General features: G+C 73.2%; 24 protein-coding genes. 15 read left to right on the forward strand and 9 right to left on the reverse strand.

The window, feature by feature from the left end:
- The first annotated feature begins 71 nt into the window (after positions 1-71).
- Both ACZ45Z_RS21715 and ACZ45Z_RS21720 read left to right on the forward strand, forming a co-directional pair.
- On the forward strand, positions 72-293 hold the full coding sequence (locus ACZ45Z_RS21715; protein WP_006606369.1) for a helix-turn-helix domain-containing protein: 222 nt from the start codon (positions 72-74) through the stop codon (positions 291-293).
- 115 nt (positions 294-408) lie between these two features.
- Positions 409-1,188 (forward strand): enoyl-CoA hydratase/isomerase family protein, encoded by a 780-nt coding sequence (locus ACZ45Z_RS21720; RefSeq protein ID WP_468364730.1) that lies wholly within the window; start codon positions 409-411, stop codon positions 1,186-1,188.
- Between the two features lie 69 nt (positions 1,189-1,257).
- Here the strand turns inward: ACZ45Z_RS21720 and ACZ45Z_RS21725 are convergent, their stop codons facing one another.
- On the reverse strand, positions 1,258-2,004 hold the full coding sequence (locus ACZ45Z_RS21725) for a hypothetical protein (protein ID WP_468364733.1): 747 nt from the start codon (positions 2,002-2,004) through the stop codon (positions 1,258-1,260).
- A 199-nt stretch (positions 2,005-2,203) separates the two neighbouring features.
- On the opposite strand from ACZ45Z_RS21725, the gene ACZ45Z_RS21730 reads away from it, so the two are divergent.
- Genes ACZ45Z_RS21730 through amaP form a run of 5 tightly spaced genes read left to right on the forward strand, consistent with a single transcriptional unit; the run spans position 2,204 to position 4,586 of the window.
- A complete protein-coding gene (locus tag ACZ45Z_RS21730; RefSeq protein WP_468364736.1) occupies positions 2,204-2,671 on the forward strand; it encodes an Asp23/Gls24 family envelope stress response protein in 468 nt (155 codons plus the stop codon).
- Positions 2,672-2,707: 36 nt separating this feature from the next.
- Positions 2,708-2,905: a hypothetical protein gene (locus ACZ45Z_RS21735; protein WP_468364738.1), complete on the forward strand. Its 198-nt coding sequence runs from the start codon at positions 2,708-2,710 to the stop codon at positions 2,903-2,905.
- Between the two features lie 6 nt (positions 2,906-2,911).
- Positions 2,912-3,298: an Asp23/Gls24 family envelope stress response protein gene (locus tag ACZ45Z_RS21740; RefSeq protein ID WP_468364741.1), complete on the forward strand. Its 387-nt coding sequence runs from the start codon at positions 2,912-2,914 to the stop codon at positions 3,296-3,298.
- Positions 3,295-3,972 carry a DUF6286 domain-containing protein gene (locus ACZ45Z_RS21745; RefSeq protein WP_468364744.1) on the forward strand — a complete coding sequence of 226 codons (678 nt, stop codon included), beginning with the start codon at positions 3,295-3,297 and terminating at the stop codon, positions 3,970-3,972. Before ACZ45Z_RS21740 ends, ACZ45Z_RS21745 begins: the two co-directional genes overlap by 4 nt.
- 8 nt (positions 3,973-3,980) lie before the next feature.
- Complete coding sequence (amaP, locus tag ACZ45Z_RS21750; RefSeq protein ID WP_468364842.1) at positions 3,981-4,586, forward strand: alkaline shock response membrane anchor protein AmaP; 606 nt, start codon at positions 3,981-3,983, stop codon at positions 4,584-4,586.
- A gap of 30 nt (positions 4,587-4,616) precedes the next feature.
- On the opposite strand, the gene ACZ45Z_RS21755 is transcribed toward amaP, so the two are convergent.
- The 6 genes from ACZ45Z_RS21755 to ACZ45Z_RS21780 form a co-directional block, all read right to left on the reverse strand.
- Entirely contained in the window at positions 4,617-5,372 is a 756-nt protein-coding gene (locus ACZ45Z_RS21755; protein WP_468364746.1) for an SDR family oxidoreductase, read from the reverse strand.
- 4 nt (positions 5,373-5,376) lie between these two features.
- Entirely contained in the window at positions 5,377-7,164 is a 1,788-nt protein-coding gene (locus ACZ45Z_RS21760) for a glycoside hydrolase family 15 protein (RefSeq protein WP_468364748.1), read from the reverse strand.
- Between the two features lie 30 nt (positions 7,165-7,194).
- Positions 7,195-8,040 (reverse strand): SURF1 family cytochrome oxidase biogenesis protein, encoded by an 846-nt coding sequence (locus tag ACZ45Z_RS21765; protein ID WP_468364751.1) that lies wholly within the window; start codon positions 8,038-8,040, stop codon positions 7,195-7,197.
- An 88-nt stretch (positions 8,041-8,128) separates the two neighbouring features.
- Entirely contained in the window at positions 8,129-8,362 is a 234-nt protein-coding gene (locus ACZ45Z_RS21770; RefSeq protein ID WP_468364754.1) for a hypothetical protein, read from the reverse strand.
- Between the two features lie 63 nt (positions 8,363-8,425).
- The gene (locus ACZ45Z_RS21775; protein ID WP_468364757.1) at positions 8,426-9,469 is read right to left on the reverse strand and encodes a DEDDh family exonuclease; all 1,044 of its coding nucleotides are present in this window, start codon (positions 9,467-9,469) and stop codon (positions 8,426-8,428) included.
- Between the two features lie 175 nt (positions 9,470-9,644).
- Positions 9,645-10,271, reverse strand: coding sequence for a TetR/AcrR family transcriptional regulator (locus ACZ45Z_RS21780; protein ID WP_468364760.1), 627 nt, complete (start codon positions 10,269-10,271; stop codon positions 9,645-9,647).
- 140 nt (positions 10,272-10,411) lie between these two features.
- Between ACZ45Z_RS21780 and ACZ45Z_RS21785 the strand changes: the two genes are divergently transcribed.
- The 6 genes from ACZ45Z_RS21785 (at position 10,412) to ACZ45Z_RS21810 (ending at position 16,623) form a co-directional block, all read left to right on the forward strand.
- Positions 10,412-11,272: an acetoacetate decarboxylase family protein gene (locus ACZ45Z_RS21785; protein ID WP_468364762.1), complete on the forward strand. Its 861-nt coding sequence runs from the start codon at positions 10,412-10,414 to the stop codon at positions 11,270-11,272.
- A complete protein-coding gene (locus ACZ45Z_RS21790) occupies positions 11,272-12,186 on the forward strand; it encodes an SDR family NAD(P)-dependent oxidoreductase (protein WP_468364765.1) in 915 nt (304 codons plus the stop codon). Before ACZ45Z_RS21785 ends, ACZ45Z_RS21790 begins: the two co-directional genes overlap by 1 nt.
- A complete protein-coding gene (locus ACZ45Z_RS21795) occupies positions 12,183-13,493 on the forward strand; it encodes an amidohydrolase family protein (RefSeq protein WP_468364767.1) in 1,311 nt (436 codons plus the stop codon). Before ACZ45Z_RS21790 ends, ACZ45Z_RS21795 begins: the two co-directional genes overlap by 4 nt.
- Positions 13,486-14,769 carry an amidohydrolase family protein gene (locus ACZ45Z_RS21800; protein ID WP_468364769.1) on the forward strand — a complete coding sequence of 428 codons (1,284 nt, stop codon included), beginning with the start codon at positions 13,486-13,488 and terminating at the stop codon, positions 14,767-14,769. Before ACZ45Z_RS21795 ends, ACZ45Z_RS21800 begins: the two co-directional genes overlap by 8 nt.
- Before the next feature lie 148 nt (positions 14,770-14,917).
- On the forward strand, positions 14,918-15,853 hold the full coding sequence (locus ACZ45Z_RS21805; protein WP_468364772.1) for a sterol desaturase family protein: 936 nt from the start codon (positions 14,918-14,920) through the stop codon (positions 15,851-15,853).
- Positions 15,850-16,623: a lysoplasmalogenase gene (locus ACZ45Z_RS21810; protein ID WP_468364775.1), complete on the forward strand. Its 774-nt coding sequence runs from the start codon at positions 15,850-15,852 to the stop codon at positions 16,621-16,623. Before ACZ45Z_RS21805 ends, ACZ45Z_RS21810 begins: the two co-directional genes overlap by 4 nt.
- Positions 16,624-16,626: 3 nt before the next feature.
- Here the strand turns inward: ACZ45Z_RS21810 and ACZ45Z_RS21815 are convergent, their stop codons facing one another.
- On the reverse strand, positions 16,627-18,138 hold the full coding sequence (locus ACZ45Z_RS21815; protein ID WP_468364777.1) for a S8 family serine peptidase: 1,512 nt from the start codon (positions 18,136-18,138) through the stop codon (positions 16,627-16,629).
- A 162-nt stretch (positions 18,139-18,300) separates the two neighbouring features.
- A complete protein-coding gene (locus ACZ45Z_RS21820; protein ID WP_468364780.1) occupies positions 18,301-18,495 on the reverse strand; it encodes a hypothetical protein in 195 nt (64 codons plus the stop codon).
- Between the two features lie 180 nt (positions 18,496-18,675).
- Between ACZ45Z_RS21820 and ACZ45Z_RS21825 the strand changes: the two genes are divergently transcribed.
- Together ACZ45Z_RS21825 and ACZ45Z_RS21830 are read left to right on the forward strand one after the other, a co-directional pair.
- The gene (locus ACZ45Z_RS21825; protein ID WP_468364783.1) at positions 18,676-19,020 is read left to right on the forward strand and encodes a DUF485 domain-containing protein; all 345 of its coding nucleotides are present in this window, start codon (positions 18,676-18,678) and stop codon (positions 19,018-19,020) included.
- On the forward strand, positions 19,017-20,654 hold the full coding sequence (locus ACZ45Z_RS21830; protein ID WP_468364786.1) for a solute symporter family protein: 1,638 nt from the start codon (positions 19,017-19,019) through the stop codon (positions 20,652-20,654). Before ACZ45Z_RS21825 ends, ACZ45Z_RS21830 begins: the two co-directional genes overlap by 4 nt.
- The last annotated feature ends 165 nt before the right edge of the window (positions 20,655-20,819 follow it).

Below are 20,819 nucleotides of genomic sequence, written 5' to 3' on the forward strand. Positions count from 1 at the left end.
AATGGGTGGCCAGGAAGCCGGGGAGGGGTGATCATGAGAGTCCAGAGCGCACTTCCCACGAGGAGGCACGGGTGGCCGAGACTCTGAAGAAGGGCAGCCGGGTAACCGGCGCCGCGCGCGAGAAGCTCGCGGCAGACCTGAAGAAGAAGTACGACTCCGGTGCGAGCATCCGGGCGTTGGCCGAGGAAACGGGCCGCTCCTACGGATTCGTGCACCGGATGCTCAGCGAATCCGGTGTGGTTCTGCGCGGTCGTGGCGGAGCCACGAGGGGCAAGAAGGCCGCCTCGGCCTGACGACCGCGACTCCGGGTGTCAGCGGTGTCCCCCCGGTCGGTCGAGCAGCCGACCGGGAGGTTACCGTTCAGTCACTTACGCACGCAGGTGCGGCTGGCTGACTCGGAGGCGCCCCATGACTCTGCTCGACAAGGACGGTGTGCGGCTCACCGTGGACGACGCGATCGCCACGGTGACCCTCGCCAACGCGGCCAAGCGCAACGCGCAGTCGCCGGCCATGTGGCGGGCGTTGGCCGAGGCGGGCTCCCTGCTGCCGGGCACCGTACGCATCGTGGTGCTGCGCGGCGAGGGCAAGTCCTTCTCCGCGGGCCTGGACCGGCAGGCGTTCACGCCCGAAGGGTTCGACGGCGAGCCGTCGTTCCTCGACCTCGCACGCGGCGAGGACAGCGCGCTGGACGCCACCATCGCCGAGTACCAGGAAGCGTTCACCTGGTGGCGGCGCACGGACCTGGTGTCCATCGCCGCCGTACAGGGCCACGCGATCGGCGCCGGCTTCCAACTCGCCCTCGCCTGTGACCTGCGCGTCTGCGCACAGGACGTCCAGTTCGCCATGCGCGAGACCAGCCTGGGCCTGGTGCCGGACCTGACCGGTACCCATCCCCTGGTCGCCCTCGTGGGCTACGCGCGGGCGCTGGAGATCTGCGCGACCGGGCGCTTCGTGCACGCCGAGGAGGCCGAACGCACCGGCCTGGCCAACCTCGTGGTGCCCGCCGAAGACCTCGACGGCGCGGTGGCCGACCTGGCCGCCGCCCTGACCGCCGCCCCGCGCGACGCCGTCATCGAGACCAAGGCCCTGCTGGCCGGTGCCGTGGGCCGGGGCTTCGAGGAGCAGCGCACCGCCGAGCGGGCCGCCCAGGCGCGCCGGCTCCGCGACCTCGCCGGGCTGGGCGAGTAGGACCCGTCGCGAGAGGGACCCGGGCCGGGGCGCCCGGCCGGGCGGGGTCACCCGTTCGGCCGAGCGCCCTCAGCCGCGTTCCACCGCCGTGACGAGCACCGCGACCGTCCACGGCGTCGGCATCCCCGCCGTCACCGCCTGCCGCACGGCGCGGGCCACGTCCACCGCGCGATGCCCGGCCGTGGTCGCCAGTTGGACCAGAGCGTGGCCCTCCTCGGTCCGTACCGGGCGGGAGAGGCCGCCGAGGGCGGGCGCGAGCCGGGCCACGCCCGGGACGGCCAGGGCCAGGGCGCCGATCGCGTCCGCGTCCCGCGGCGGCCCGCCGGGCGTGGTGACCTCCGGCACCGGGGGCTCCTCGGCGGGCACCTGGGCCACCGGCCCCCCCGGCGTCGGTGACGGCGCCGGCCGCCCCGCCTCGGCCGGCTCCAGCAGGTCGCTGACCCGCAGGTCCACCACGCTCATCACCAGCCCCAACTCCTCTTCCGCCGCCGCCAGCAGCGCCGCCCGCAGCAGGTCCGCGACGGCGGGCAGCGGACGGTCGGCGACCGCGGCGAACTCCGCCTCGACGCGCAGCGGCCCCGGCGGCCAGGCGCTCGGCGGGGGCGGCACGGCCGGGTCCGGGGCGCCCTCGGGATCCGCGACGGACAGCCGCAGCGTGCCCAGGCGTACTCCCGCCGGCGCGCCGAGCGCCCACCGCAGCTCCGCGGCGGCCGCCCGCTCGGTGATCCAGGCCCCGTCCGCGGGCCCGCCGAGCGGCAGCACCCGGCCGATACCGAGCTGCTCCCTCACCACCCGCGCCAACTGGTTCGCGGCCACCGCGTCACCCCTTTCCTGCAGAGTGCTCCCAGCCTGCCGCAGACCGGCCCGTACGGCAGGACGGTGCGGCCGATGGCGCCAACCCGCACCGCGTGGAGCACTCCTCTGCCGCATTCCCGGAGCGGGATCAGGGAACGGCTCTTAGGGTGAGGGACGAAGCGGGCATACCGCTTTTCCCATCCGAAAGGGACGAACGGCGATGAGTGAGAGCCAGCAGCATTCGGACAGCGGAAAGACGCTGGGCGGCAAGCGGGGCGGCGGCGACCCCGCGTCCCGTGGGCGTACCACCATCGCCGACGGTGTCGTGGAGAAGATCGCCGGACTGGCGGCCCGCGATGTCGTCGGTGTCCACGCCATGGGCAGCGGCTTCGCCCGCACCCTCGGCGCTGTCCGGGAACGGGTCCCCGGCGGCGGAGGTAAGGCCTCCACCGCGACCCGCGGCGTGAAGGCCGAGGTCGGCGAGGTGCAGACCGCGCTGGACCTGGAAATCGTGGTCGATTACGGCGTGCCGATCGCCGATGTCGCCCGGGCCGTCCGGGAGAACGTCATCGCCGCCGTCGAGCGGATGACGGGCCTGGAGGTCGTCGAGGTCAATATCGCGGTCAGCGACGTCAAGCTGCCCGACGAGGAAGACGAAGAAGAAGAGCAGGAGTCCCGGCTCCAGTAAGCGGGCCCGTCCGCAGCGGTAGCGAAGGAGCGCGTGATGAGCATGGCCGTGGTCGGCCTTCTGGCCGGTATGGCGCTGGGCTTCGCCGGATATTTCGGCGGTTTCGGAGCCTTTGTGGTGGTGGCGGTATTGGGCCTGATCGGATTCGTGGCGGGCAAATTCGCGGACGGCGATCTGGAGAGCGGTGACTTCTTCCGGTCGCGCGGTGGCGCCCGCGACGACCGGCGGCGGTGAGGCCGGGTGACGACGGTGTCCCCGCCCGCCGCCGCCGTGGCGGCGGGCGAACGCGGCTCGACCAAGATCGCCGACCGGGTGGTCGCCAAGATCGCCGCCCAGGCGGCGCGCGAGGCGCTGCGCGAGACGGCCGCCACGGCTTCCACGGACGCGCACGCGACGGTGACCATCCACCGGCGCGACAGCCGGAAGGACTTCGGCGAGGCGCGCGTCCGGGTGGCCGCCGAGCTCGCCTATCCCTCCGACATCGGCGCGCAGTGCCGTGCGGTGCGCCGCCGGGTGACCGACCGCGTCAAGGCGCTGGCGAACATGGAGGTGCCCGAGGTCGCGGTGGAGGTCGAGCGCCTGCACTCACCGCTGCTGGACACCGCTGACGGGCGGAGGGTGCGATGAGCGACGACGACGCGGACCTGTCGAGCACCCGGCGGCTGCCCACGGCCCTCGCCGGACAGGGCGGCACCGACGGGCCCGAGCAGCCCGGTCCGCGGGGGGCCGGGGACGCTCCCGCCCACGCGGCCGGCAAACGGCGCAGCGGCCGCTTCTGGTCGGCCCGCCGCGTGCCGGCCGCCGTCGTCGCGCTGGTGCTGCTGGGCGCCTCGGGGCTGCTGCTCTACGACGTGTCCGCGGTGCGCGCCGACCGCCCCGCGATGGCCTGGCGCCGCTGGGTCGCCGACCAGCTCGCCACCCGTCACCTGGACGACACCTGGGTGCTGGCCGCCGCGGCGCTCGCCATGCTCATCGGCCTCTGGCTGATCGTGCTGGCGCTCACGCCCGGGCTGCGCGCGGTGCTGCCGATGCGGCCTGCCGCCCCCGGCGTCCGGTCCGGCCTGGACCGCTCGGCGGCCGAGCTGGTCCTGCGCGACCGCGCCGTGGAGGTGCCCGGCGTGCGGTCCGTCTCGATGAAGGTCACCCGCCGCAAGGCCAAGGCGCGGGCACGTTCCCACTTCCGGGAACTGGACGAGGTCCGCGCCGACCTGGAGGCCGCGCTCGGCGACGGGCTGGGCAAGCTGGGGCTGCGGCACCGGCTGGGCCTGTCCGTCGATGTCCGGCGCCCGAAGAAGAGGTGAGCGCGACGATGCGCACGGTCCGAAGAACCACCAACCGGGTGCTGCTCGGCCTGAGCGGCGTGGTGCTGCTGGGCACGGGCGGCCTGGTGCTGCTCGGCGGCCTGGACCTGCCCGCGAAGTGGGACCTGGAGCTGCCCGACGGCTGGCCCTGGAGGCGGCCCGGTGGCGTCCTGCTCTCCGACCGCGACCGGACCCGGTGGACGGACAGCGGCTGGTGGTGGCCGACCGTCATCGCCGCGCTGGCCGTCCTCGTGCTGCTCCTGCTGTGGTGGCTGCTCGCCCAACTCCGGCGGCACCGGATGCGCGAGATCCTGATCGACAGCGGCGACGGCGAGGGCGCCCAGGTGCGCGGCCGGGCGCTGGAGGGCGTGCTGACCGCGGAGACGGAGGCGCTGGACGGCGTCGAGCGGGCCGGGGTGCTGCTGACCGGCCGCCGGTCCGAACCGCGGGTACGGGCCCTCCTGGCGCTCGCCCCGCACGCCGACCCGGGCACCGTCGTCCAGCGCTTCGCCGACGAGACGGTGGAGCACGCGCGCACCTCGGCCGGCCTGGAGGAGTTGCCGGCCGACGTCCGGTTGCGCGCGGTCCGCCACCGTCCCGAGCGGGTCAGCTAGGCCGGTCCCAACTCCCGTCGCCCGCGCGGGTCAGAACCCGCGCCGGGCACCGCCGTCCACCGGGACCATCACACCGGTGACGTACGAGGCGGCCGGCGAGAGCAGGAACGCCGCCGCCCGGCCGAACTCCTCGGGTTCGCCGTAGCGGCCCAGCGGAATCGACGCGGCGTTCCGCGCGCGGGAGCCCTCCGGGTCACCGGAGAGGGCGTCGAGCTGCTTCATGCGGTCGGTGGCGATCCGGCCGGGCAGCAGCCCGACGACCCGGATGCCGCGCGGGCCGACCTCGTCGGACAGTGACTTCGCGAAGCCGGCGAGGCCGGGGCGCAGACCGTTGGAGACGGTCAGCCCGCCGATCGGCTCGTAGACGGAGCCGGAGAGCACGAAGCCGATGACGCCGCCCTCGCTCAGCTCCGCGGCGGCGGTGCGGGCGAGGCGTACCGCGCCGAGGAAGACCGACTCGAAGGCGGTCCGCCACTGCTCGTCGGTGATGTCGGCGGCCGGGCCCGGTGCCGGGCCGCCGACGCTGATCAGGACGCCGTCGAAGCGGCCGAAGCGTTCGCGGGCCGCCGCCACCAGGCGCGCGGCGGCGTCCGGGTCGGCGTTGTCGGCCGCGACGCCGAGGGCCCGCTCGCCCAGGCCGGCGGCCGCCGCGGCCGCGCTGTCCTGGTCGCGCCCGCTGAGGACGACGTTGGCGCCGTCGGCGACCAGTGCGCGGGCGGTGGCGAAGCCCAGGCCGCGGGTCGCCCCGGTGACGAGGTATGTCCGGTCGGTGAGTCCAAGATCCATGGCCCTAGTCTGCCCCCGGCCCGTCGAGCAGGGCGAAGGCGGTCCCCACCAGGCCGATATGGCTGAACGCCTGGGGAAAGTTGCCGAGCTGCCGCCCGGCGGCCGGGTCGTACTCCTCGGCGAGCAGACCGACGTCGTTGCGCAGCGCCAGCAGCCGCTCGAACATCTCGCGGGCCTCCTGGGGGCGGCCGGTGGCCAACAGCGCGTCGGCCAGCCAGAACGAGCAGACCAGGAAGGTGCCCTCGCCGCCGGGCAGGCCGTCGACGGGCAGGCTGCCCTCGGTGCTGTAGCGGCGGACCAGGCCGTCGTGGGTCAGCTCCCGTCGGACCGCGTCGACGGTGCCGATGACGCGCGGATCGCTGCCGGGCAGGAAGCCCAGGCGGGGGATCAGCAGGGTGGCGGCGTCGAGGTCCTTGGAGCCGTAGAACTGGGTGAAGGTGCCGCGTTCGGCGTCGTACCCGCGCGTGCAGACCTCCTGGTGGATCTCCGCGCGCATCGCCCGCCAGCGGTCGACGTCACCGCCGAGCTTCGGAGAGGCCTCGACGGCGCGCACCGCGCGGTCCGCGGCGACCCAGGCCATCACCTTGGAGTGCACGAAGTCCTGGCGCGGGCCGCGGATCTCCCACAGGCCCTCGTCCGGTTCGCGCCAGCGGGATTCCAGGTAGTCCACCAGCGACCGCTGGATGCTCCAGGCATGCGCCTGCGACGGCAGTCCGGCCGAGCGCGCGATGTGGAAGGAGTCCAGGACCTCGCCGTAGACGTCGAGCTGGCACTGTCCGACGGCGGCGTTGCCGATGCGTACGGGCGCCGAGCCGGCGTAGCCGGACAGCCAGGGGAGTTCGGCCTCCGGCAGCCGCCGCTCGCCGGCCAGCCCGTACATGATCTGGAGGTCGTCGGGGGCGCCGGCCACCGCGCGCAGCAGCCAGTCCCGCCAGGCGCCGGCCTCCTCCAGATAGCCGGCGGAGATCAGGGAGTTCAGGGTGAGGCTGGCGTCGCGCAGCCAGCAGTAGCGGTAGTCCCAGTTGCGGACGCCGCCGAGGTCCTCGGGCAGCGAGGTGGTGGGGGCCGCGACGATGCCGCCGGTGGGCGCGTAGGTGAGCGCTTTGAGGGTGATCAGGGAGCGGACGACGGCGTCGCGGTGCGGGCCGTCGTAGCGGCACCCCGCCGACCATTCGTGCCAGTCGTCCAGGGTGTTGTCCAGGGCCTCGAACGGATCGATCCGCCGGGGCCGCGGCTCGTGCGAGGGGTGCCAGGTCAGGAGGAAGGCGGCGCGTTCGCCCGCGCTGACGGCGAAGTCCGAGCGGGTGCTGAGGTCCTTGCCGTAGGTGGTGCCCTGGGCGGGGGTGGTCAGCCAGACCGAGTCGGGTCCGGCGACCGCGACCCGGCAGCCCTGGGACTTGCGCACCCAGGGCACGACCCGGCCGTAGTCGAACCGCAGGCGCAGCACCCCGCGCATCTCTACCCGGCCGCTGAGGCCCTCGACGATGCGGACGACGTCGGGCGCGCGGTCGCGCTGCGGCATGAAGTCGGTGACCTTGACGGTGCCGGTGGGCGTCTCCCACACGGTGTCCAGGACCAGGGAGTCGCCGCGGTAGGAACGCGTCGGGCGGGCCTGGGAGGAGCGGGGGGCCAGGAGCCAGTGGCCGTTGTCCTTGCCGCCGAGGAGGGCCGCGAAGCAGGCGCCGGAATCGAAGCGGGGCAGGCAGAGCCAGTCGATGGAGCCGTCGCGGCCGACGAGTGCGGCGGTCTGCAGATCGCCGATGAGCGCGTAGTCCTCGATGTAGGGGTGCACTCAAGCGCACCTTCCCGCCAGGCGGGCCCCCTACTCGGCCGCGGCGGCCGTCCGTGCTACGGGTTCCGCCGCCGTCGCCCGCTCGGCTTCGGCCGCGGCGTCCCCATCGGCGTCCGCTGCCGCCTTCGCCTCGGCGCGGTCGCGGCGCTCGCGGCGTACGAGGATGATCCAGCCGACCGGCACCCCCGCCGCGAAGAGCCACCACTGGATCGCGTACGCCATGTGCGGGCCGATGCTGTCGTGATCCGGCTCGGGGACCGGCTCGGGCTCGCCGCCGGCCGGCTTCGGCGCCGTCAGCTCGATGTAGCCGCCGAGGACCGGCCGGTGCAGCCGCTCGGCCTGCCGCTCGCTGTTGATCAGCATGACCTGGCGGGCGGGCAGGCCCCGGGTGTCCTTGATGCCGCTGTTCTCGGGGGTCTCGTCGGCCATCATCCGGCCGGTCACAGTGATCTTGCCGTGGGGGGCGGCCGGGACGCGGGGGAAGGTGGTGAGGTCGTCGCCGGGCGAGATCCAGCCGCGGTTGACCAGGACGGCGTCGCCGCCGGGGAGGATCAGCGGGGTCAGGACGTAGTAGCCGATGCTCTGCTCGTCGGCGGCGGTGCGCTGGCGGACGACGACCTCGTGCGCGGTGTCGTAGGTGCCGGTGGCGCTCACCGTGCGCCACATGTCCTTCGCGGGCAGCGGCCGACCGGGGGCGGTCAGCCCGGTGACCGGGACCGGCGCGGCGGCGAGGCTGTCCGCGATGAGCTGGTTCTGCGCCACCTTGTGCTCATGGCGGTGGAACTGCCAGAACCCCAGCTTGATCATGACGGGGATCAGGACGAGGCCCACGAGGGTGAGGATCACCCACTGCCGGGACAACAGGAAGCGGTACACGGCTTCGACGGTACCCGCAGTGCGGCGGCCCCCGAGCAGGGGGTCCTGCCGGTGACCGCCGGAGCGCGCGGCGAATCCGGGCCGGGAATCACACTCTGTCGACGATGCCCACCTTCCCCTCGGCGCGGGCGCAGTGGGCGCCGCAGTACCACTGGCCCTCCACCTCGACGCCCTGGCCGATGATCTGGCACCGGCAGTGCTCACAGATCGGCGCCATGCGGTGGATGGCGCAGGAGAAGCAGTCGAAGACATGCACCGCGCCCTGCGCGTGCACCTCGAACGTCATGCCGTATTCGTTTCCGCAGACCTCACAACGTGCCATGCGCCACAGGGTGCGGGCGGGGCCCGCGCGGGGCGAGGTGCCGGTGGGTGTGTTGGCCGCGCTTCACCCGGACGCAGGCGCCGTGCCCGCGGGAGCCACGTCCTGGAGCAACTGCATGAAAGCGGCCTCGTCGATGACGACCGTGCCGAAGGAGGCGGCCTTGGCGGTCTTGGAGGTCTGCGCGTCGGGGTCGTTGGTCACCAGCAGGCTCGTCAGGCGGGACATGCTCGTCGCGACGTGCAGTCCGGCTTCGATCGCGCGGTCCTCCAGCAGCTCGCGGTCGACGGAGGTGTCACCCGAGAAGGCGACCCGCATGCCCTGGACGAGCCGCCCGCCGGCTACGTAGCGCCCCGGGTTGGGATGCGGGCACGCCGGGCGCTTGCGGGCGGGCCGCCAGGAGGTGGGGCGGTAGGACGACGCGGGGGAGTGCTGCCGGGGCGCGGGGGCGTCGGACCACTCCGTCAGGGGCTGGCAGCTCAGCAGCGGCAGGCGCAGGTTCTCCCGCGCGGCCCGCCGCAGACTGGGGCGGAAGGTCTCGGCGAGCACCCGGGCGTCGTCCAGGGCGTGGTGGGCGCGCTCCTGCACGACGCCGTAATGGGCCGCGAGGGACTCCAGTTTGTGGTTCGGCAGCGGCAGCCCCAGTTCCTTGGCGAGGGCGATCGTGCACAGCCGCTGGCGGACCGGCGCGGTCGCGGCGGCGCGGGCGTACTCCCGGGCGATCATCGACCAGTCGAACATGGCGTTGTGCGCGACCAGCACCCGGTCCTCCAGGCGCCGGGACAGCTCCGGCACGATCTCCGGGAACAGCGGGGCGTCCGCCAGCACCGCGCTGGTCAGACCGTGGATCCAGACGGGGCCCGGGTCGCGCCGCGGGTTGACGAGGGTGTACCAGTGGTCCTGGACCTCGCCCCGCGCGTCGAGCTGGTACACGGCGGCGGAGATGATCCGGTCGTCGCGGGCCAGGCCGGTGGTCTCGACGTCAACCACCGCGTATCCCTGGGGATACGCGTCCGGCCAGGGAGCCGGCGGCGTCTGCGGGCCCGGCTGCCGCCCGATCGTCGGCGCGATCGAGGGGGCTGCTGCCATGTGGTCTTCGAGCATGGTCATTGAGGATACGGGCCACCACTGACAGCCACCCAACCGCCGTCGCGCCGGGCGACGTCCCGGCCCGCCCCCGTCGCCACCCTTCGCGCCGAATGCCGGATTTGACGGATTGATAGGGGTCGGTGGGGGAGTGTCGGCGGGATGTGTCGGGAACCGGCGGGAGGGTGCCGGCCGTTCCCTAGGCCGCCCCCGGCCCCAGTAGCGATGCCACCAGCGCTTCGAGCGAGACCAGGAACAGCCGTTCGGTGTCGGCGGGCGTGGCCAGCGCCCGGGCCAGCGCCGGATCGTGGCCGGCGGCGGGGGAGTCCCACAGTTCACTCTCGCCGGGGCGCTGCTCGGGGGACCGTTCGCGATGACGCTCGACCAGCACGAAGCCCACGACCTGGAACTGCACCGCGCGCACCGCCTCGGCCGCGAGCGCGCCCCGCAGCCCCGCGGCGTGCACCTCGCGCACCAGCGCCTGCTGCGCGGGCAGGAACATCCGCTCCGTCAGGCCGCGTTCGTGCACCAGCGCGATGAGCTGCGGGCGTTCGCGCAGCGCCGTACGCAGGGAGCGGGCGACCGAGATGACGCGCGCCGGCGGGGTGGTGCCGCTGGGGTGGATCTCGCCCATCTCCTCGACGGTGCGCTCCACCAGGGCGTCCAGGAGCGATTCCCGGTTGCCGACATGCCAGTAGATGGACGTGACGGCCGTGCCGAGATCCGTGGCGAGCCGGCGCATGGTCAGCGCCCGCGGGCCCTCGGCCCGGACGATCGCGGCGGCGGCCGCGAGGACCTCTTCGCCGGTCAGCGCGGTGCGTGGCATTTTTCTCCAACTCCCGTCCGTGCAGCGGTCTTTACCCTTCGGCGGCGGCGGTGTAACCCTGTTACAGAACCCCGGTGAGTCCGCTTCCGCGCCGGCCCGCGAGCCGGCTTCGACGAAGGTCCGACGAAGGGTGGCACGACATGGCACGCGTACGGTACGGCGCACGCTCCGAGGCCGAGATGCGGACCTCCAGACAGCGCGCCGCCGCACTCCCCGACATCTGGTCCACCGGCGTCACCGCCGTCTGGGAGACCGACCCGGACGTCGTCGCCGCGGTCCTCCCGCCACCCCTGGAGCCGCCCGAACGGCCCCTGGTGCGGGCCACCGTCTCCGCCGTGGACCTGCCCGGCTACCCGCTGGGCGCCGGCTCGGTCGCCGTCGCCGCCCGGCACCGCGCCGCCGCCACCACCCACGACGGCTGGTATCCGCTGGTCATGCCGATGACCCACGAACGCGCGCTGACCGGAGGACGCGAGGTGTTCGGCGAACCGAAGAAGCTCGGCGAGGTGGTCGTGGAGCGCGACGGCCCCCTCGTCCGCGCCCGGCTCGCCCGGCACGGCATCACCTTCGTCGAGGTACGCGGCACGGTGGCCGGCCCGCTGCCGCTGCCCGCGCCCGCCACCCGACTCGACTTCTACTTCAAGTTCCTGCCCGCCGTGGACGGTTCGGGCTTCGAGGACGATCCGGTCCTGGTGCACTGCACCCGCCACGAGCGGCTGCGCACGCTGGAATCGGTGACCGGCGAGGTGGTGCTGCGCGAGTCGCCGTTCGACCCCGTGGCCGACCTGCCGGTGCTCCGCCTGGTCGGCATCACCCTCGCGGAGAAGACCTCCGACCAGCGGGGCCGGGCCGCCGCACGCGTCGACGCCCGTCGCCTGCTGCCCTATCTCCACCAGCGCTACGACGACGCGGCCCAGGCCCAGGACGCCCCGCCGGAGCGCCCGGACCGCTCCCGCCCGGCGCGGCACACCCCGGCGCCCGCGACCGAGGGGAGGTCCTGATGGAGATCCGCGCCGGACAGGTCGCCGTCGTCACCGGTGCGGCGAGCGGCATCGGCCTGGCCCTGGTCCGCCGCTTCGCCGCCGAAGGACTGAAGGTCGTCCTCGCCGACGTCGAGGAGGAACCGCTGCGCGCCGCCGCCGCCGAACTCGCCGCGGGCGGCGCCGAGGTACTGGCCCGCACCGTGGACGTCGGCATACGCGAGGAGGTCGCCTCCCTCGCCGCCGCCGCGTACGACACCTTCGGCGCCGTCCACCTGCTGTGCAACAACGCGGGCGTCGGCTCCGGAGCCGAGGGCCGGATGTGGGAACACGACCCCCGGGACTGGGAATGGGCCTTCGCGGTCAACGTCTGGGGCGTCTTCCACGGCATCCAGTGCTTCCTGCCGCGCATGCTCGCCGCCGGCGAGCCCGGCCACGTCGTCAACACCTCCTCGACGGACGGCGGCGTCGCCCCCCTGCCCACCGCCTCGGTCTACGCCGTCACCAAGGCCGCCGTGGTCACCATGACCGAATCGCTCCACGCCCACCTGAGGGCCGAACGGGCCGCCGTCGGCGCCTCGGTGCTCTTCCCCGGCCCGCACATGCTCCGTACCGGCCTGTGGGAGTCCCACCGCAACCGGCCCGAACGGTACGCCAAGTCCCGCCCGCGCCGGACGCCGTACCGGGGCCTGGCGCAGTGGGAGGCCGCGATGCGCCAGGCCGGGCGGGAGGTCGCCTTCACGCCGGTCGAGGAGGTCGCGCGGCAGGTCGTGGACGGCGTCCGCGCCGACCGCTTCTGGATGCTGCCGCCCGGCGGCCACAGCGAGGCGCAGATCCGGGCCCGGGCCCGGTCGATGCTCGACCGCTCCGCCCCGGCCTACCTGGAGAACTTCATCCTGGACGACGATCCCGACGCGGGGAGGACCGACCGATGACGGACCACGGCGATGCGGCGACCGGCCACGGCGACCGGTACCTGATCATCTCCTCCGACTGCCACGCCGGCCTCCCCACCGAGGAGTACCGGCCCTATCTCGAATCCCGCTTCCACCGCGCCTTCGACGACTTCCTGGCCCAGCGCGACGCCCGGCGCGCCGAGATGACCCGCCTGGGCGTCCGCGACGAGGCGTTCGCCGAAGCCTGGTTCCGCGACCACGAGGAGGGGCTGCGCGGCGGCTGGGACCCGGTCACCCGCGCCAAGGAGCTGGACGGCGACGGGGTGGCGGGCGAGGTCGTCTTCCCCGACGCGGACGCCGTGGACAGCGGCACCGCCGCGCCCTTCGGCGTCGGCCTCGGCCTCTCCGGCGACCAGGACCCCGAACTGGGCATGGCCGGCGCCCGCGCCCACAACCGCTGGCTGGCCGAACTGTGCGCGCACCAGCCCGAACGCCACTGCGGAGTCGCCCTGCTGCCGGTCACCGGCGACGTCGACCGGGTCGTCGCCGAGATCCACCGGGCGAAGGAATCCGGCCTCGGCGCGCTGATGATCCCCGCGATGTGGGTGGACAAGGCGCCCTACCACGACCGCCGTTACGACCCGGTCTGGGCCGCCGCCGCCGAGACCCGGATGCCGGTGGTGACCCACTCCGGCGCCGCACCCCGCCAGGAGTACGGCGACCACCTCGGCATCTACGTCTCCGAGGTCACCTGGTGGCCCGCCCGCCCCCTGTGGTTCCTGCTCTGGTCCGGCGTCTTCGAACGCCACCCGGACCTGCGCTTCGGCGTCGCCGAATCCGGCTGCTGGTGGCTGCCCAACCTCCTGTGGTTCATGGACCGGCTCTACCTCGGCGCGCACGGCGGCAAGAAACTCTCGCCGTTCGCCGAGCTCGAGCGGCCCCCGCACGCCTACCTCGACCGCAACGTCTTCATCTGCGCGACCAACACCAAACGCCGCGAACTCGCCCAGCGCTACGAGATCGGCGTCGACAACATCCTGTGGGGCTCGGACTACCCGCATCCCGAAGGCACCTGGCCGCACACCGGCACCTGGCTGCGCAAGACCTTCCACGACATCCCCGTCGGCGAGACCCGCCGGATGCTCGGCGAATCCGCCGCCGAGATCTTCGGCTTCGACCGGGCCGCGCTCGCGCCGGTGGCCCGCCGGATCGGCCCCACCCCGGCGGACCTGGGCCAGCCCGCCGACCAGGGACCCGTCGAGGCGTCCTGGCGGCGCGCCAGGGAGACCGGCCGGCACTGGCTGACCGGTTCCGACTTCCCCTACGTAGGAGTGGGCGATGCCTGACACCGCGTCCGGCCCGGCGGCCCCCGCCGGGCCCGGCACCCGCCCCGGCGCCGACCGGCGCTACACCGTCATCTCCGCCGACTGCCACGCCGGCGCCGACCTCCTCGACTACCGGCCCTACCTCCCCGCCCGGCACCACGACGACTTCGACGCCTGGGCGGCCGCCTACGTCAACCCCTACGAGGACCTGCTCGCCGACAGCGCCGACCGCAACTGGAACTCCGACCGCCGGCTGGCCGAGCTGGAGGCCGACGGCATCGTCGCCGAGGTCGTCTTCCCCAACACCATCCCGCCGTTCTTCCCCAGCGCCTCGCTGATGGCCCCGGCGCCCGGCCGCGCGGAGTTCGAACGGCGCTGGGCCGGGCTGCGGGCCCACAACCGCTGGCTCGCCGACTTCTGCGCCCAGGCCCCGGGCCGGCGCGCCGGAGTCGCCCAGATCCTCCTCAACGACGTCGACGAGGCGGTGCGCGAGGTCCGCTGGGCGAAGGACGCGGGCCTGACCGGCGGCATCCTGCTGCCCGGCACCCCGCCCGGCTCCGGCCTGCCCGAGCTGCACTCCCGCACCTACGACCCGCTGTGGGCGGTCTGCGCCGAACTCGGCGTCCCCGTCAACCACCACGGCGGCTCCGCCTCCCCGCCGCTCGGCGACGAACCCGCCGCCCGCGCCGTATTCATGATCGAGACGACCTGGTTCTCGCACCGGGCCCTGTGGCACCTGATCTTCGGCGGAGCCTTCCGCCGCCACCCCGGCCTCCGACTGGTCCTCACCGAACAGGGCTCGGGCTGGATCCCCGGCGTCCTGGACATGCTGGACTACTACCACGGGCGCCTGGTGGCCGCCGCGACCCGCACCGCCACCGCCGAGACCAGGTTCGGCGCCGGGCTGGCCGCGACGATGGGCGCGCCTCCGGCCGCCGTCTGGCGCGACCACTGCTTCGTCGGCGCCAGCTTCATGCGTCCCCACGAGGTCCCGCTGCGGCACCGCATCGGCCTGGACAAGATCATGTGGGGCAGCGACTACCCCCACGACGAGGGCACCCACCCCCACTCCCGCGAAGCCCTCCGCCTGGCCTACGCGGGCCTGCCGCCCGATGAGATCGCCGCGATGACCGGCCACAACGCCGCCCGCGTCTACGGCTTCGACCTCGACCGCCTCGCCCCGACAGCGGCCCGCGCCGGTCCCACCGTCGCCGAGATCGCCCAGCCCCTGGAGAAGATCCCCCCGGACGCCACCAGTCCGGCGTTCGCGCCAGGGGGATCGGTGCGGGTGTGGTGAGCGCGCCGGGGCCCGCCGCTCCCACCGGAGAGGCGGGCCCCGCCGCTACCGCCGGTACGCCGCCCCGTCACCGCTGACAGCCGGTCTTACATACTTCTCGGTAACAACCTCTAGCGGCAGCCCCGCCACCGCCCTTATCGTGCGGGACATGCCGCACCTGCCCGATGTCGTGTTGTGGTCCGTACCGGCCTTCGTCCTGCTCACCGTGGTGGAGATGGTGAGCTACCGCCTGCGTCCCGACGAGGAGGCGGCGGGCTACGAAACCAAGGACGCGGCCACCAGCGTCGGCATGGGACTGGGCAGCCTCGCGTTCGACGCGCTGTGGAAGATACCGATCGTGGCGATCTACGCCGCGGTCTACGAACTCACCCCGCTGCGCGTCCCCGTGCTGTGGTGGACCCTGCCGCTGATGCTGCTCGCGCAGGACTTCTTCTACTACTTCTCGCACCGCGGGCACCACGTCATCCGCATCCTGTGGGCCTGCCACGTGGTCCACCACTCCAGCAGGAAGTTCAACCTCACCACCGCGCTGCGCCAGCCGTGGACGACGTGGACGGTCTGGCCGTTCTACGTCCCGATGATCGCGCTCGGCGTGCATCCGGCGGCCGTCGCGTTCTGCTCCGGCGTCAACCTCGTCTACCAGTTCTGGGTGCACACCGAGCGCGTCGGCAAGCTGCCCAGGCCCGTCGAGTTCGTGCTCAACACGCCCTCCCACCACCGCGTCCACCACGCCTCCCAAGGCGGCTACCTGGACCGCAACTTCGGCGGCATCCTCATCATCTGGGACCGGATGTTCGGCTCGTTCGTCGCCGAGACCGAGCGGCCCGTCTACGGCCTCACCAAGAACATCGAGACCTTCAACCCGCTGCGGGTGGCCACCCACGAATACGCCGCCATCGCGCGCGACGTACGGGCGGCCGGCAACTGGCGCGAACGCGCCGGCCGGGTCTTTCGCGGACCGGGCTGGCAGCCGGCGGCGGCCCAGGCGACCCGGAAGGCCCAGGAAGCCCCGACGGCCCCGAAGACGCCGAAGTCCCCGGCGGCCGCCCGGAAGGCCGCGCCCGCCACCGAGCGCGTCGGGTGACGCGGGTCGGGCGCGAGAGCGCCGCCCGGCTCCTGCTGGGCGCCTTCGCGGTGCTCACCGCCGTCCACCTCACCGCGCTGCTCGTCGGAGGCGGCGCCGGTGCCGCGGGCGGGGCCGGTCACGCCGCCGCGACCGTCGTCCACCTCACCAAACCCGCGCTGATGCCGGTACTCGCCGCCTGGGCCCTCACCCGCGGCGCGCCCCGCCCGCTCGCCGCCGCCCTGCTGTGCGGCTGCGGCGGCGACACCCTCCTCCAGATCGGCGGGGAGTTCGTCTTCCTCCTCGGCATGGGCGCCTTCGCCGCCGGGCACGTCTGCTACCTGCTGCTGTTCGCCCGGCGGGGCGGCTACCCGGGCCGGGCCCGCACCGCCGGGCTCGCCGCCGCCTACGGCGCGGCCTGGCTCGGAACGGTGGCACTGCTGTGGCCCGACCTGGCAGCGGACCTTCGCGTCCCGGTGGCCGGCTACAGCCTGCTGCTCACCGCGATGGCCTTCGGCGCGCTGCGCCTGGGCCCCCGGGCCGCGCTCGGCGGACTGCTGTTCCTGCTCTCCGACACCCTCATCGCCGGCGGGATCGCCCACTGGCCGCAGCCACCCGTCCCGCAGTTCTGGATCATGCTGACCTATACGGCGGCCCAGTACGCGCTGGCGGACGGCGTCCTGCGCGCTTACGCGACCGGACCGGCCCCGGCAGACGAAGGGGCCGGGCGGCGAACCACCCGGCCCCTCCTCGCCGTTACCGACACCGACTCCGGTACCGGTCGGCCGTAGCGCCTACTTCTTCACCGCGTCCAGCGCGTCCACGATGCCGTAGCCGAAGTGGCTGTTGACATGCTTGGTGCCGGTGCAGGTGGCGTCACCCGTGGGGCAGCCGGGGTTGTCGGCGTGCTCCTTCAGGAGCCACTGGATCTCCTGCGGACTGGCCTTGGGGTGCGCGCTCTTGACCAGCGCCGCGACGCCCGCCACGTGCGGCGACGCCATGGACGTGCCGGCCAGGTAGGCCCAGTCGCCGCCCGGCATCGTGGAGAGGATGTTGCCGTTCTTGGCGGGCAGCTCGGGCACCTGCTTGGAGTCGCCGCCCGGCGCCGCCACATCGATCTGACCCAGGCCGTAGTTCGAGTAGTACGACTTGAGCTTGTGCACGCCGGTCGCGGCGACCGTCACCGTGCCCGGGAGCTGGGTGGGCACGTCCCAGCAGGTCTTCGGGCTGATGGTGCGCTCGACGGGCGTCGAGTCGTTAGGGCTGCTGTCGTCGGTCAGCTTGGCGGCCGCGAGATCCATGCTGGAGTTGCCCGCCGCGGCGACGTTGATCGCGCCCTTGCGCTGGGCGTACTTCGCGGCCCGGCCCACCGCGTCGATGATGGCGGCCTGGTCGGCGTCATCCTTGCAGTTGAACATCCACGGGTCGACGTAATAGCTGTTGTTCGTGACCTCGACGCCGTGGTCCGCCGCGAAGACGAAGGCGCACACCACGCTCTCGGCGTAGAACAGGCTGGTCTCGGGCTCGCTGACCTTGATGGCGGAGACCTTCACGCCCGAGGCGACACCGGCCACACCCACACCGTTACGGGCCGCGGCTATGGTCCCCGCGACGTGCGTGCCGTGGTAGTCGTTGTCCGGGTCGTAGGGCCGCCAGGCGCCCGGGGAGGTGTCCGGCAGGCCGCCCACGCAGTTCGCGGACTGCTTCGCGGAGAAGTTCGGCTTCAGATCCGGGTGGGTGTCGTCCACACCGGTGTCGATGACGGCGACGGTGACGTTCCTGCTGCCGGCGTTCACCTTCGCGGCCTGGTCGGCCTTGATGGCCGGCAGGTCCCACTGCAAGGGCTCCAGCGGTTCCCCGCCGTTCGCCTTCGCCGCCACGCCGGCCGCCTTGAGCTGCGACTTCGGCAGGTCGACCTTCTGCGGCTTGCCGATGTCGGTGGTGCCCGACGGCTTCAGCGGCGCGGTGCGCGTGGCACCCGCGGACTGCACGCCCGGCACGGCGCGGACCGCGGCCGCGAACCCGGGATCGGCCGAGTGGACGACGATCACGCCTATCTGCTCATGGGCGGTGATCACCTTCCCTCCGGCCTTGGATATCGCCGTCTTCACCTTGCTGACCGTGGCGTGGTCCGGCGTGGTGTTCACGACGTACGACAGCAGCGGACCATCGGTCGAAACGGCGGCGGGGGAGGAGTCCTGCGACGCGGCGGTGGCCGCGTTCGGGAGGAAACCGAGGGACGCCGTCAGAGCCAGGCCGAGCGGTACGGCAAGCGCCCGCGCCCGTCTGGATCGGGGATGTGCCATGGGTACTCCACATCATCCGTGAGACCGCCCGCGCGCGGGTCGCGCACGGGCGGATGGCATGACTGGTGAAGCTATCGGCGATCAACGGCACACAGCAATGGAATCCCGGAGAAAACCCGGCACGACAGGCGAATTGAGACCTCGTCAGACGGTGGCGGCAGGTCAGGCGCCGCGCCGCAGGGCGCCGATGCTCAGCGGCGGCAGGGCGATCCGCGGGCCGTACCACCGGCGCGACTCCACTCCCGCCGGCCGGCCCACCACGGGCGGCAGGGCGAGCGGAGCCGGCAGCCGGACGCAGCCGTAGGGGCGCCGACGGGGACCGGACGGCTGCGGGGCCTGCGAAAGCGGCGGATTCACACCCGGCACAACGAAACGCCCCCCGACCGGTGGCGGCCACCCGGGGCATTCCCAGGAAATCCACCAACGACCCCCTGTCGCATCGATAGCCACGCCTCTACCATGCGTGATCCACGTCACGACACTTACGCGAGCTTTACCGCCGGCCCCGCCGCCCGCCCCTACGTGTCAGGAGATTCCGTGAGTCCCGCCCCGTCCCTCAACAAGGGCCCCGCCGATCCCCCCGACTACACCGACGTGCAGTCGAGCGCGGAATTCGGCGCACTCCGCCGCTCGCACCGCTCGTTCGCCTTCCCGCTCACCGTCGGCTTCATCCTCTGGTATCTCGTGTACGTGCTGCTGTCGAACTACGCCGGCACCTTCATGGGCACCAAGGTCCTCGGCAACATCAACGTCGCCTTCGTCCTCGGCATCGCCCAGTTCGTCACGACGTTCCTCATCGCCTGGTGGTACGCCCGCCACGCCGCGGCCCGGCTCGACCCGAAAGCCGAAGCCCTCAAGTCCCGCCTGGAGGGCGACGCATGAACCTCACGCAGCAGCCCGGCGCACTCCAGCTCGCGGCCGGCGGCGCGGGCGAACACCGCACCCTGATCATCACCCTCTTCGCGGTCTTCGTCCTCGCCACCCTCGCCATCACCGTCTGGGCCGGCCGCCAGACCAAGGGCGCCGAGGACTTCTACGCCGGCGGCCGCCAGTTCAGCGGCTTCCAGAACGGCCTGGCCATCTCCGGCGACTACATGTCCGCCGCGTCCTTCCTCGGCATCGCGGGCGCCATCGCCCTCTTCGGCTACGACGGCTTCCTCTACTCCATCGGCTTCCTCGTCGCCTGGCTCGTCGCCCTGCTCCTGGTCGCCGAACCGCTGCGCAACTCGGGCCGCTTCACCATGGGTGACGTCCTCGCCTACCGCATGCGCCAGCGCCCGGTACGCACCGCCGCGGGCACCTCCACCATCGTCGTCTCGATCTTCTACCTGCTCGCCCAGATGGCGGGCGCCGGCGCCCTGGTCACCCTGCTCCTCGGCATCACCAGCGAAGCGGGCAAGATCCTCGTCGTCATCCTCGTCGGCATCGTGATGATCCTCTACGTCACCATCGGCGGCATGAAGGGAACCACCTGGGTCCAGATGGTCAAGGCGGTCCTGCTGATCGCGGGCACCCTGCTGATCACGTTCCTGGTGATGCTCAAGTTCCACTTCAACATCTCCACCCTGCTCGGCGCCGCCGCCGAGAACAGCGGCCACGGACCCGCCTTCCTGGAGCCGGGCCTCAAATACGGCGCCACCGCCACCTCGAAGATCGACTTCATCTCGCTGGGCCTCGCCCTCGTCCTGGGCACCGCCGGCCTGCCGCACATCCTGATCCGCTTCTACACCGTCCCCACGGCCCAGGCCGCCCGGAAGTCCGTGAACTGGGCGATCGGCATCATCGGCGCCTTCTACCTGATGACCATCGCGCTCGGCTTCGGCGCCGCCGCCCTCCTCAAGCCCGCCACCATCACCACCTCCAACAAGGCCGGCAACACCGCGGCCCCGCTGCTCGCCCAGGAGATCGGCGGCGGTGCCCACTCCGCCGGGGGCGCGATCCTGCTCGCCGTCATCTCCGCGGTGGCCTTCGCCACCATCCTCGCGGTGGTCGCCGGCCTCACCCTCGCCTCGTCCTCGTCCTTCGCGCACGACCTGTACGTCAACGTCCTCCGCAAGGGCCGGGCCACCGAGAAGGAAGAGGTCGGCGCGGCCCGCTGGGCGACCGTCGGGATCGGCTCCGTCGCCATCGTCCTCGGCGTCTTCGCCCGCGGCCTGAACGTCGCCGGCCTGGTGGCCCTCGCCTTCGCGGTCGCCGCCTCCGCCAACCTCCCCACCCTCCTGTACAGCCTGTTCTGGAAGCGGTTCACCACCCCCGGCGCCCTGTGGTCCATCTACGGCGGCCTGGCCTCCTCCGTCCTGCTGGTCCTCTTCTCCCCGGTCGTCTCCGGCAAGGAGACGTCGATGTTCCCCGGCGCCGACTTCGCCCTCTTCCCCCTGGAAAACCCGGGCCTGATCTCCATCCCGCTGGGCTTCTTCCTGGGCTGGCTGGGATCGGTGCTGTCCAAGGAGGAGCCGGACGTGAAGAAGTACGCCGAGCTGGAGGTCCGCTCCCTGACCGGAACCGGCGCCCACTGAGACATCCGCACCACCACCCCGGGGGGGGGGGGGGGGGGGGGGGGGGGGGGGGGGGGGGGGGGGAGGGGGGGGCGGGGGGGCAGGCTGGGGCCCCCCCCCCGGGGCCGTCAGGAGGCGGACTCGGCCTTCTTACGGGCTTCCTCGGCCTGCTTCGCGGCGGCCTTC

It is taken from the genome of Streptomyces sp. NPDC031210 (assembly GCF_055570395.1).